General features: G+C 42.6%; 13 protein-coding genes. 2 read left to right on the top strand and 11 right to left on the bottom strand.

What is annotated here, in order from left to right:
* Positions 1–24: 24 nt before the first annotated feature.
* The 11 genes from H8K55_RS15435 to H8K55_RS15385 form a co-directional block, all read right to left on the bottom strand.
* Complete coding sequence (locus tag H8K55_RS15435) at positions 25–390, bottom strand: response regulator (protein ID WP_186915303.1); 366 nt, start codon at positions 388–390, stop codon at positions 25–27.
* A gap of 59 nt (positions 391–449) precedes the next feature.
* Positions 450–998, bottom strand: a complete 549-nt coding sequence (locus H8K55_RS15430) for a chemotaxis protein (protein ID WP_186942951.1) — start codon at positions 996–998, stop codon at positions 450–452.
* A 63-nt stretch (positions 999–1,061) separates the two neighbouring features.
* On the bottom strand, positions 1,062–1,976 hold the full coding sequence (gene motB / locus H8K55_RS15425; RefSeq protein ID WP_186942950.1) for a flagellar motor protein MotB: 915 nt from the start codon (positions 1,974–1,976) through the stop codon (positions 1,062–1,064).
* Between the two features lie 17 nt (positions 1,977–1,993).
* Positions 1,994–2,854, bottom strand: coding sequence for a flagellar motor stator protein MotA (motA, locus tag H8K55_RS15420; protein WP_186942949.1), 861 nt, complete (start codon positions 2,852–2,854; stop codon positions 1,994–1,996).
* A gap of 134 nt (positions 2,855–2,988) precedes the next feature.
* Positions 2,989–3,741: a class I SAM-dependent methyltransferase gene (locus H8K55_RS15415; RefSeq protein ID WP_186942948.1), complete on the bottom strand. Its 753-nt coding sequence runs from the start codon at positions 3,739–3,741 to the stop codon at positions 2,989–2,991.
* Positions 3,742–3,812: 71 nt separating this feature from the next.
* The gene (flhC, locus tag H8K55_RS15410) at positions 3,813–4,364 is read right to left on the bottom strand and encodes a flagellar transcriptional regulator FlhC (protein WP_186942947.1); all 552 of its coding nucleotides are present in this window, start codon (positions 4,362–4,364) and stop codon (positions 3,813–3,815) included.
* A gap of 43 nt (positions 4,365–4,407) precedes the next feature.
* Positions 4,408–4,725 carry a flagellar transcriptional regulator FlhD gene (gene flhD, locus H8K55_RS15405; protein ID WP_186942946.1) on the bottom strand — a complete coding sequence of 106 codons (318 nt, stop codon included), beginning with the start codon at positions 4,723–4,725 and terminating at the stop codon, positions 4,408–4,410.
* A 556-nt stretch (positions 4,726–5,281) separates the two neighbouring features.
* Entirely contained in the window at positions 5,282–6,013 is a 732-nt protein-coding gene (gene dnaQ, locus H8K55_RS15400; RefSeq protein WP_186942945.1) for a DNA polymerase III subunit epsilon, read from the bottom strand.
* Positions 6,014–6,036: 23 nt separating this feature from the next.
* Positions 6,037–7,464, bottom strand: coding sequence for a tRNA lysidine(34) synthetase TilS (gene tilS / locus H8K55_RS15395; protein WP_186942944.1), 1,428 nt, complete (start codon positions 7,462–7,464; stop codon positions 6,037–6,039).
* Positions 7,461–8,435, bottom strand: a complete 975-nt coding sequence (locus H8K55_RS15390; protein ID WP_186889361.1) for an acetyl-CoA carboxylase carboxyltransferase subunit alpha — start codon at positions 8,433–8,435, stop codon at positions 7,461–7,463. The genes tilS and H8K55_RS15390 overlap by 4 nt, the downstream gene beginning before the upstream one ends.
* A gap of 55 nt (positions 8,436–8,490) precedes the next feature.
* Positions 8,491–9,138 carry a DNA-3-methyladenine glycosylase family protein gene (locus H8K55_RS15385; RefSeq protein ID WP_186942943.1) on the bottom strand — a complete coding sequence of 216 codons (648 nt, stop codon included), beginning with the start codon at positions 9,136–9,138 and terminating at the stop codon, positions 8,491–8,493.
* Between the two features lie 547 nt (positions 9,139–9,685).
* Here H8K55_RS15385 and H8K55_RS15380 point away from each other — a divergent pair.
* Together H8K55_RS15380 and H8K55_RS15375 are read left to right on the top strand one after the other, a co-directional pair.
* On the top strand, positions 9,686–10,687 hold the full coding sequence (locus H8K55_RS15380; RefSeq protein WP_186942942.1) for a nuclear transport factor 2 family protein: 1,002 nt from the start codon (positions 9,686–9,688) through the stop codon (positions 10,685–10,687).
* A gap of 95 nt (positions 10,688–10,782) precedes the next feature.
* Positions 10,783–12,453, top strand: coding sequence for a L,D-transpeptidase family protein (locus H8K55_RS15375; protein WP_186942941.1), 1,671 nt, complete (start codon positions 10,783–10,785; stop codon positions 12,451–12,453).
* The last annotated feature ends 7 nt before the right edge of the window (positions 12,454–12,460 follow it).

The raw sequence follows: 12,460 nt of genomic DNA, 5'->3' as shown, positions 1-12,460 counted from the left end.
ATACCTGATCGTTACAACGATGAATCAACCGATCACTTTTTTTACAACTTCTGTTAGTTTCTGCGGATCAAAGGGCTTAACCAACCAACCATTTGCACCAGCAGCACGTCCCTTCGCCTTCATGTCGTCACTCGATTCAGTGGTCAACATCAAAATAGGAACACGCTGATAAGTCGCTAAAGCGCGCAAAGATTTAATCAAAGTCAGGCCATCCATGCGTGGCATATTTTGATCCGTCAGCACCAAATCCACGACTTGGTTCTTCGCTTTCTCTAGCCCATCCTGACCATCGACAGCCTCGATCACTTGATAACCAGCAGCCTTCAAACTAAATGCAACCATTTGGCGCAGAGATCCGGAATCATCTACCGCTAAAATTGTTTTGGCCATCATTACTCCATTCAGAAAAATCGTAAAAACTCTTAACTCAATTTAGCTCAAACTCATACTCAAAATAACTCAATGTCACCACTGTCCAAGTGTTGCTGATTCACTGTCTTACGCAGCAGGCTCTTCAATTCAACACTCTGCTGTTCTAATTTTTCAGTAATTTCAGTCAGTACCGCGGAAATCTCTTCAGTCTCGCCATCGACTGGAATGACGTTACCAACCATATCCAATGTAGAAAGCAATTCACGCAAACCGACACTACGCTGCACAGTTCTGGAAATCAATTGGCTCGTCAAATCTTGAAATTGAAGGCTAGTCACTGCCAAATTAATATGCGTCGCGATATCTGATTGGATTTTTGCCAGCTTTTCGATACTAACCTGGGGAATAAGGCCGGTATTAACCAACTCAAGAATTTGCTCTTCTTGTGAGGTAATTGAGGTATGCAAATCCAGAAAATTTTCGCCCAACTTTTCGATGGCCTCGGCTAGCAGTATCGTGGTTTGAACCAGGTCGGTTTCAACCTCAAGTAAATGCGCGACACCGTGATCCGAAACACCAGATAAAAGCTGTTTAACTTGTGAGCCCAAGTTTTTTCTCTTCGACATCTTCAGCGTCCCATTCTGCAAACTATCTTTTGCGATATCTATTGCATTTGATAAACCAACTTATTATTTTGTTTCAACAGGAATGTCCACCGTTTTTCCTAAATCAACTTCTCCGCCATCTTGCGAGGCCGACTGTTCAGCTTTTTTGTTCATCACGATAATACTTATGCGACGATTAATGGGATTAAGAGGGTCGGCTTTATCAAACAAGACCGATGACGATAGCCCCACAATTCTTAATACTTTTGCTTCTTCCATACCACCGTATATCAATTCGCGGCGAGATGCATTAGCCCTATCCGCCGACAATTCCCAATTGCTGTAACCTTTTTCGCCGCTACCATACGGTGCGGCATCGGTATGTCCTGACAAACTAATGCGATTCGGGACATCGTTCAAAGCAAGTCCAATTTCGTGCAAGATTTCACGGGTGTACGGTTGCAAATCAGCCTTTGCAGATGCGAACATTGGACGATTTTTTTCATCGACAATTTGAATTCTCAGACCTTCGGTCGTAATATCCAACAACAATTGCTTCTTAAATTGTTTTAAGGTCGGGCTTGACTCAATCGCTGCTTCAATTTTGCTTTTCAAACCCTTTAGACGTTCGGCATCTGCTCTCGCAAGCGCCGCTTCAGCTGCTTGCAAATTGTAGGTTTTCTTAACCGCTTCAATTTCGCCTTTTTTTGTCTGTCCATCACGGCGTGACAAATCTTTGCCGCCGCCTTTAATCACACTCGAACTATCTCCACTACCATCGCCACCCGACATCGCAACCTTTAAAGGGTTTTGAAAGTATTCAGCAATACCTTGCAAATTGCCTTTCGCAGTTGATCCCAATAACCACATCAACAGGAAAAACGCCATCATCGCCGTCACAAAATCGGCGTAGGCAATTTTCCATGCGCCTCCATGATGGCCGCCAGCGACTTTCTTAATTCGCTTTACGATAATCGGGCGAAGTTCTTCGTTTGCCATATCGACTCGTTAATTATCTATTTAGATTTAGATTGCTTAATGTGATCTTCCAACTCAGAGAAAGTTGGTCGCTCAGTTGAATAAAGTACCTTGCGTCCAAACTCGACCGAAAGTGCCGGCGCGTAGCCATTCAGACTCGCTAACAGAGTGACCTTCACGCACTGAAATGTTTTAGACGATTCATCTAAATTTTGCTCCATCAAACTGGAAAGTGGCCCAACAAAGCCATATGCAAGCAAAATACCCAAGAAGGTTCCGACCAAAGCATGTGCGATCAAGATACCCAATTCCGCAGGCGGAATGCCGACCGATTCCATGGTATGAACCACCCCCATCACAGCCGCAACAATACCGAACGCTGGCAATCCATCACCCAATTTAGCAATAAAGTGTGCCGGAATTGCGCCCTCATGATGATGAGTTTCGAGCTCATTATCCATCAGATTTTCGATCTGAAAAGCATCCATATTTCCAGATACCATTAAGCGGAGATAATCGCTCAAAAACTCCATCAAATGGTGATCAGAAACGACCAAAGAATACTTACTAAAAAGTGGGCTTTCTTCAGGCTTTTCAATATCGCCCTCGATGGACATCAAGCCTTCCTTACGAATTTTTGTTAGCACATCAAACAACATGGTCATTAACTCCATATAGAGCGCCTTGTTGTATTTTGAGCCTTTTAAAACGCCAGGCAATGCTTTAAGTGAAGCCTTTAATGTTTTGGAATTATTGCCAACAAGAGAAGCACCGACTGCGGCACCGCCAATCATCAACAGTTCGAGTGGTTGAAACAAAACGGCTAAATGACCACCGCTCATCACAAATCCACCGAATACCGAACCACAGACGACTATATAACCCACAATAACTAGCACGAGTTAGACTCCTTAAACAGTTTGACCCCGAATTACCATGGTTTTCGAGCTATAAGTTAAGAATACCAGCGATCACATAACAAGAGACAACATTTTCCAAAATATTGCCCAAAAAATATATTTCTGTTGTTTCATTATATGCGCCAACCATACAAATACCCACCATCAACATCAATCTCCATTGAAATATCTGGCGTTATGTTTGGAACAATAAATTCATAGCTAAGAAAAAGCGTGCCAGGTCTCATTTCCGTTTTCACTTTTTCCCATACGGATGGCATGGCGGCGGGAGATAAATAGCAAAATACGACATCAAAATCTGAGAAATTTAATCTATAAAAATCACCAAATTTGAATCTCACTTTTGACTTTGCCAATACGCTGCGCACTACACTTACCAGCCATGGAAGCGGCGCAATTTCCACACCAAAAAACTCTCCGTCAATGCGTCTAGCGGATAAATTAATGAGCAAGCCCCCCATTCCACTTCCAATATCAACCAGTTTCAAATTTTTCTGATGAACAATCAACTCCAATATAGGCTCCAATAACTGGGAGCGCGAGGGATAATATGGAACTTGCGTCCTGTAAGTTGACCAGAAAAGCGCCGAAAAAATAATCAGCACAAGAAAGTAAACATAGGGAGAGATATTAAAAGCCGACAAAAAATAGGCTAACAATGGAAATGAAAATTGGATTAGCCACCACCACCAATCAAATTTCAAAATGAATGCCGCGAATGCGGCAAGGCAAGCGTGAAAAAAAAGCAGTTCAAAAACTGAAAAATAAATTTTAAAAACAGATGAGGCAATACTCAACAATATAAAAGTCGACAACAAAGAACTCAACTGCAACAACAGGGACTTTATGCCAACTGAAAACTTCAAAGTGCTCACCTCATATCTGCAGTATTCTCAAAATAATATCATCAGAACACTGTAAAACGAGGTTTTTGTATTTAATTTAAAACCCGCTCCACTTCTGCTGCACGCGATTTTTTTGTTTTACCTGCGCGGGAAGGTACATGGCACAATCCACAAGAGTAATGATCATGCAAATCCAAGGTATGACCAACAAACTGTCCGCCACATTGCCGACACTTCACAAAGGAAAGCATGTTTCCTTCGAAAAAGCGAACCAAGGTCCAAGCTCTGGTTAAAGATAAAACCGGCTCTTCGCCTTCAGGAGTTGGCATTTGTTCTTGATATAACTTATAGGCTTTTACCACAGCATGAATTCCATCGATATCAGCGTGATCTCGCAAATATTTAAAAATATTCATAAACAGTGAAGAGTGAATATTTGGCTGCCAGGTAACGAACCAATCTGTCGAAAAAGGTAACATACCTTTTGGTGGAGAAACACCTTTCAACTCTTTGTAAATCTTCAACAAACGCTCTCTTGACAGAGAAGTTTCAGATTCGAGCAATTGCAAACGCGCACCTAAGTTGACCAAGTCAACAGCCAATTGAATCTCATTGGCTTCATTTACGATACTTTTCGTTGCCATTTTCCACCTCGACTAAATTCAAATTCAAAAACCAAATCAATGATTAAACAATTTCTTCTACTTTTTGACCCGCCATCAGAATCGCGGCATGAGAATGTGCCAAGCTGCGTTCTTTGTTGTAATTAGTCAGCATGCAAAGAATTGAGCTATCTTCGAAGCGGAAGCGCGCAAGCATCATGTTTGAGCCAGCCAACTTCAAAATTTGAGAGTTATTCATACCCTCGATTAAGTCAGCGATCTCTTTGCTAATACCCAGACGGAAAATTGCTGTTGCCTTGTCCGCACGAATCATTTGTTGCGCGAGCATCAGGTAGCTTAAATTTGCATCGCGGATTTCAGCCATCATGTCATTTGGTGTCATTTTGAACCCCCACTTATTTGCCCTAGCGAAATGTGTTGCCAGTGAGACAGATTGTGGTACTTGGCCCAAAATGGGTATATCGGCGGAAAGATGGAATTTAAATTGGAAAAACAAGAAAAATCCAATAGGAATTCATCCTACATTGGATTAATTAAGATAAATCACTTTTTTATTAAGTGATTTTTATTTGAAATTGCAAGGCACGAAAAATACACAAATATTTACAACAATGTGAGTAGAAACAAGTACTTAGACACATCGCCAACAATAAAATTTTCGAGCTTACAAATCATTAACGGCAGCAATTTGGAAAACTTTAGGGTTAATTCAAAATATTTTTAAGTTTTTTTCTTACCCTTGCTTACAAGCATTAACGGCAAAAAAAATCGCCACTTTAGGGTGGCGATAAAAAATATTTTCATTTTCTGTGTTGGATTTTTGTCGATTAGTGACAAAAGACCATCAAAATGACTCTTAGAGAACACCAAAGTACAGCTCGTGCTGCCTCGAAAAAAACCAAAAGTCTCATTAATCAGTGAAATAATTAATATATCGACTACATATCCGATTTATTAGCATTAAGCCCTAGTTGCCACGCACATGCCCCTTGAGTCGCCTTGTCTAAATCTGCTAATAGCGCCTCATGCATTTGTCGCTCGCTATCATCAGCAAATAATATTTTCACATCATAATCTTGCTCGGTCAGCTCTATCGTCTCAACGACAGTGACAACAGGTTCATCGTCAACTTCGATGCTAAAACTATTTTGACCGCGTGACATTGCCAGAAACACATCTGCCAATAGCTCGGCGTCAAGCAAAGCGCCATGCAATTTTCGGTGTGCATTCGAAATCTCATATCTATCGCACAAAGCATCTAAAGAGTTTCGCTTGCCTGGATGCAGTTCTTTAGCTTGAACTAAGGTATCCACCACCCCAACCACATAGTCATCCAACTTTGACAAGCCTAAGCGATCAAACTCAGCATTCAAAAATCCCATGTCAAATGGGGCGTTATGAATGACCAATTCTGCACCTCGCACAAACTCCAGAAATTCATCTGCAACTTGAGCGAATATCGGCTTATCACTTAGAAACTCAGTGGTTAATCCGTGAACAGCCAAAGCGCCCTCTTCCGAATCACGCTCAGGATTGATATAACGATGGAAATTATTACCAGTAAGCTTACGATTTACTAACTCCACACAACCAATCTCAATCACCCGATTACCTAAACGTGGATTGAGACCTGTCGTTTCGGTATCCAAAACAATTTGTCTCGTCATCATTTTTTCCAATTTTAATTCTTTACTTAAGCTTTACGTTCACTGCCATCTGGCAGCCAAATCAATTGAATTTTGTCTTCAGGCGATTTTGATTCATCAACTTCGTCTGATAAAAATGCTGCGTCTACTCCCAACAATCCCACAAAAAACAATCTATTTTCAACATAGATAACAGGCAATTTTTCACGTTGCCAAAACGGAATCTTTGCGCTTTGAAAATGACTCTTCAAATCTCTAGAGGGTCTGTTTTTCGCTAACCTCAAGCGCTCCCCTCCCTCACGCCTGCGAATGACCATCGTTATATCCGACAAGCCCCTAGCATTAACACCGAAGTCACTTGGTTGAAAGAGTAATGTACCCTTCAATTCGGGAAAATATTTGCGTTCTTCACCATGCCATCGGTATTCAATGTCTTCGTGATATGAACTCTCGAAACGATGATCTACTAAATAGATTCTAGACGCGTACCGACAGATAGAAAATTCGCCATGACGGATCGCAACTTTAGCATCATCGCGGGCATTAAATAATTGCGCTTGAATTTCCGCAATCTTCGAAGTTGAAGGCAACTGCACGTAATTACTACTTAGCCAAAATCGAAATGCATTTGAAACTCGATCGGCGTTCAATTGCGACAATTGTGCAAGGTCCAATACATTATTTTGACTGCAGCTTGCCAAATCTGTCTTCGCCAAGTCATCGAGAAGACGTTGGGCAGAACGAGTATGCATAGAAGTACGCAGCAGGCGCTCAGAAAAATGCGGAAAAATTCGCTCGATATTCGGCATCAACAAATGACGAGTTGCATTTCTTGTGAAAAGCACGTTGTCATTGGATTCGTCCTCAATATTTTGCAATTGATTCTGCGTCGCGTAATTTTGTATGCAACTCTTCGTTTCCGTTAACAGTGGGCGCGCTATGAGCACCTTTTGCGAATTAAGCAGTGTTGGCGCAAAATTGAATTCGTCCATACCGCCCAAGCCACGCAATCCTGTTCCACGAAACAATTGCATCAGCATCGTTTCCGCCTGATCCTCGAGATGATGTGCAACTAGCAGTAAGCCTACGTGATCAGCTTCACACATCTGCCCCAGAGCCCGATATCGCTCGGCTCTAGCAACAGATTCAATGCCTTGCCCTTGATTGTGAATCGAGACTTGTTGCGCTTTAAATGGGATGCTAAGCCTCTCACAGACATTCTGACAGTGAGTCTCCCATGCCAAAGCATTGGCGCTTATTCCATGATTTACATGGTAGGCAAAAATAGGAATTTGCTCTTGCTGAGCATAGAGAGAAGCTAAAGCCAGGAGTACTGTGGAATCAAGACCTCCACTATAAGCAACTGCGATCCCAGTTTGCTGACAGTGGAGATTTTGTGATTGGATAATGCTAGTGAGTTTAGCAAAGAAACTTTTTTCTAATTCCTTGGCACTTTGCGAGTGCGGCACGCTCATTCAGAAACTCGAGTTTCCTTAAATTTGCCATAGCTCATTAATTTTTCATGGCGATTCGCGAGCAACTCTTTGGTTTTCATACCTTGGAATTGACGTAAAGTGTCTGCCAAAGCACGTTTAACCAAAGCACACATTTGCTTAGGGTCACGGTGCGCGCCACCGAGCGGTTCATTAATAATTTTATCGATTAAGCCCATCGCTTTTAAACGATTTGCAGTTAAGCCCAATGCTTCGGCAGCATCAGATGCACGTTCAGACGTCTTCCACAAAATCGACGCACAGCCTTCAGGGGAAATCACAGAATACGTCGCATATTGCAGCATCAATACAGCATCACCCACCGCCAATGCCAATGCGCCACCTGAGCCGCCTTCACCAATAATGGTCGCGATCAGCGGAACTTTCAATTCAGCCATCACATATAAATTGTGTCCAATCGCTTCAGATTGACCGCGCTCTTCAGCATCAATTCCAGGCCAAGCGCCAGTCGTGTCGACAAAAGTAAATACTGGAATATCGAATTTTTCCGCCAATTTCATCAGGCGCATCGCCTTACGATAACCTTCAGGCTTAGGCATACCAAAATTACGCATTGCGCGCTCTTTGGTGTCGCGACCTTTTTGATGTCCAATCACCATACATGCCTGGCCATTAAAACGTGCCAAGCCGCCGACAATTGCCAAATCATCTGCGAAAGCTCTGTCGCCATGTAACTCATGGAAATCAGTAAAAATTTGCGAGATGTAATCCAGCGTGTATGGACGTTGTGGATGACGCGAAATCTGCGATACCTGCCAAGGAGTTAATTTGGCATAGATATCTTTGGTCAACATTTGGCTTTTTTGCGAAAGACGATCGATTTCTTCTGAAATATCGACTGCCGAATCATCTTGCACAAAACGTAATTCTTCGATTTTTGTTTCGAGTTCAGCAATAGATTGCTCAAATCCCAGGAATGTCGTTTTAGTCATCGTGCCTCCTTAAAAATTCCACACGAGTTAAAGAAATAAGCTTGATTGTATCAAATTAAGCTAGCTTTTCATCCAAACTACGCCACATATACCAAGTGGCCACTGTACGCCAAGGCTCCCAGTTTGCCGCTACTTCACGAATATCAATACGTGAAACTGGCTCCCCAGAAAAATAATTCTTGCTAATACCACTAATCAGGCCTGCATCATCTAGCGGTAAAATATTTGGGCGAAGTAAATTAAAAATCAAGAACATCTCAGCCGTCCAACGACTGATTCCGCGGATCTGAATTAATTCAGCAATCACGGCTTCATCACTCATCTCAACCCACTTGTCGACATGCACACTGCCGTCTTTAAAGTGTCCGGCTAAATCAAGGATATAGTCGGTTTTACGTTTCGACAAGCCACATGAGAGCAAACGATCTTTCCCCACACTGAGAACTTCGTTCGGCGTTGATTTAGGACAAACGCCCAAATACTTTTCCCATAATAAGTTTGCTGACGCTCCAGATATTTGCTGAGCGATGATTGATCTGGTTAATGTCGTAAAAGGATCATCTCTACCGAGTAAGTATAGATCGCCGAATTGGGGAATTAATTTTCGTAAGATGCGATCACGTTTCATCAATTCGATTTTCGCATTTTCCCAGTACGCTGGAACCTGCAATGCATCATTACGGACTACACTATTTTTATTCATTTAATGATCTTCCGTAATACAAAAAACAAGACATGCAAAGCTTAGTTCAGGAATCAGCTGAGAGCCCCTACGCCGCTCCAACATCAAAGCGGAACCGCTAATTTTACATGATAATGGTGCAAAACCAAGTAAATTTGAACTAGCAAAAAAATCCCTAGCCAAAAATCATTTCTTTTAAGTATATGAATTCAATGGTTTTTAAACACAATCCCAAATCAAAAAACATTCTAGGGTTCACTCTAAATCAAATCACTTCCCGCGCCACCAGATCTCAATATCTTGTTTCTATTCGATGAAGCTTTGAATGAATTCGTCTCAATCAAGAACACATTGCCACCTTTTTGCAGCAATATGACAATCTCTGCAACGCGACTGCAAGTTTATTTGTTAAGATTGCGCCTGATCAGTTTATTCATGAAACATCCCGATTGAAGCTTTCTTCGATAGAAATTTATCATAAAGATTGCGATGTTTTCCGCATCTAAACTGCGCCTGCACCACCCGACCCAGACCTTCTAATTAATTGAAAAAGACTTTAAGTTAAATTATGCGACACTCAATAACAAACGCATGTGCTGCAATTATTTTAAGCATTGGACTACTTCCACTTGCGCATGCAGACGATGCAAGTGATGCCAGCAAACTTTACAAGGCCGGTCAATTAAATGAGGCAATCAAAAAAATTGATGCCGTTCTAAGCCAACGTCCTAAAGATGCACAGATGCGCTTTTTAAAGGGCATCATTTTGACCGAACAAAACAAGCCTGCCGAGGCCATTACTATTTTTAGCAAACTTACCGATGATTACCCCGAACTGCCGGAACCTTACAATAATCTGGCAGTACTGTACGCGTCAAATGGTCAATATCTAAAAGCAAGCGCAGCCTTAGAAATGGCAATACGCACGAACCCGACTTATGGTACAGCGCATGAGAATTTGGGCGACGTATACGCAAAATTAGCAAGTCAATCTTATGACAAAGCTTTACAACTTGACTCAGGAAATTCAACCGCCAAACTAAAACTCAATCTGGTCAAGAACTTGATTGGAAATACAACCGGTGGCACCAATCCAAAAACGGTTTCAAACAATCCTGCACCAATTGCAAGTATCCCGAATACCCAAACAGTGGCAGCGACACCTCCCGCTAAAGTCAGCGAGCCCAAAGCAACGCCAGCAGCTCCATCAAAGCCGACTGTTGTAAGCAATGACAAAGAAAATGTCTTGGATACAGTTGAATCCTGGGCAAAAGCGTGGAGTGCGCAAAACGTCTCTAAATACTTGAACTATTACGCGAAAGATTTTCAAACGCCCAAAGGTGAGTCAAGAAATGCCTGGGCAGAAGATCGACGCTCCAGAATTGAAGGAAAAGGCAAAATTGGTGTCCGCATTGATGATCCACATGTGAGCATTGACGGTAATGTTGCGACTGTAAAATTCAAACAATATTACACCTCTGATCGTTTATCCTCAGCCAGCCGTAAGACTTTGGTGCTGTCCAAACAAGACGGTAAATGGCTTATTAAGCAGGAGCGTTCGGGTAGCTGATGTATTTACTATTGCGCAGTAAAGTTCCAGCGCTACAGCTCGCTGGAACATTCATATGTTTAGTAGCTGGAGCCGTTTCACTTATTGTCGGTTCAATGGATCTCGCGTACGCGAACAACAATCCACCGAATAGAATTCAAGCACCAATTGAGAAATCTGGCCCAAATCCTGATCTGCTTTTAATCGAGGCATACAAGCATCTGGCGAACAATGAACTAGGAAAGGCGCAAGCGAAAGTCGACGAGCTTTTGATCGCCTACCCTAACTTTCATTTAGCACACTTAATCCGAGGCGATCTGATCGCGATGAGGACGCGTCCTGTCACACGATTTGGCGCTGCAAACAATGCTCCTCAAGATAAATTAAAAGACTTAAACGATGAGGCAGTAGCGCGACTGCGTGCGATTACCGAAAAACCAAACAAGGATTTGGTACCTAGTGTCTTGCTACAGTTAAGCGATGAGCAACGCTATTCGCTGGTAATGGACGCGAAACGTGCAAGGTTGTATCTATACGAAAACATAGGCGGCGTTCCAACATTATTGAGCGACTATTATGTCAGCCAAGGCAAACTTGGCATGGATAAATTCAAAGAAGGCGATCAACGCACCCCTCTCGGTGTTTATTACATCACCAATCGCTTACCAGGTGCCAAGCTTCCAGATTTCTACGGGCCTGGGGCGCTTCCCTTAAATTATCCCAATGAATGGGATAAGTTAAAGGGTCGCGGCGGATCGGGTATTTGGCTGCACGGCGTTCCGTCAACCAACTACAGCCGCGCACCGCTCGCGTCTGATGGATGTGTTGTGCTCTCCAATCCTGATTTCTTAAAAATATCCGCCATCGTTGATATCGCAAAAACACCAGTGATTATCAGTGATCGCGTTGAATTTATTACGCGTGCCAATTGGAACGCAGAACGACAAAGTGCGCGCCGACTGATAGATAATTGGCAGCAAAGCCTAACGTCCACAAACGCTAACGTCGCATTGTCATTGTATGCAAAGACTTTCAAGAGTGCAGCGAATGAACCGGCTACGATCTGGTTTCCAAAAACGTCCCAAGTTTTGGGCAAGCCAGGCAACAGTCTAAAATTACGTGATGTTTCCCAATTCAAATATCCCGGCAAAGAAGATATTATCGTCAGCAATTTTATTTTGGATGTTCAATCGAATCGGGGACTCAGTTCCAGCAAGCGACGCCAATATTGGGGCAAAAAAGCAGGACAATGGCGCATCGTATTCGAGGAAAGTAGTCAAATTGCAGGACCGAGATTAGAATCAGATCCAGCACAGGAAGTTGCTAAAGCCACGACGAAAGAAACACCTAAAGCGGAATCTATAGCAAAAAATGCGACGAAAGCAGAAAGTAAAATAGCGCTAACAACAACGTCGCCTAAAGCACATGTCGCCAAATCCAACGCTGCAGCGCAAACTGAAATTGCGCAAACAATTAAACGTTGGATCAATGTCTGGAGCGCAAAGAACACCAAAGCCTATTTGGCGCATTATGCAAAAGATTTTCAAACGCCAAATGGCGAATCGCGCAAATCTTGGATGGAAGAACGACGAACAAGAATTGAAGGCAAAGGCAAAATTGCCATCAATATTGACTCGCCTAGTATCAATGTCGATGGCAATACCGCGACAGTCAAATTCAGGCAAAATTATCAATCTGGCGCTTTGATGGCTAGCAGCAGAAAGACGCTCACAATGGTCAAGCAAGATGGTAAATGGTTGATCAAACAAGAACGCACAGGCAGTTAACCACAAG

The organism is Affinundibacterium flavidum (genome assembly GCF_014284175.1).
GTDB lineage: Bacteria > Pseudomonadota > Gammaproteobacteria > Burkholderiales > Burkholderiaceae_D > Undibacterium > Undibacterium flavidum.
Note: the sequence above shows the minus strand (reverse complement) of the source record. Positions and strands in the feature narration are given on the sequence as shown.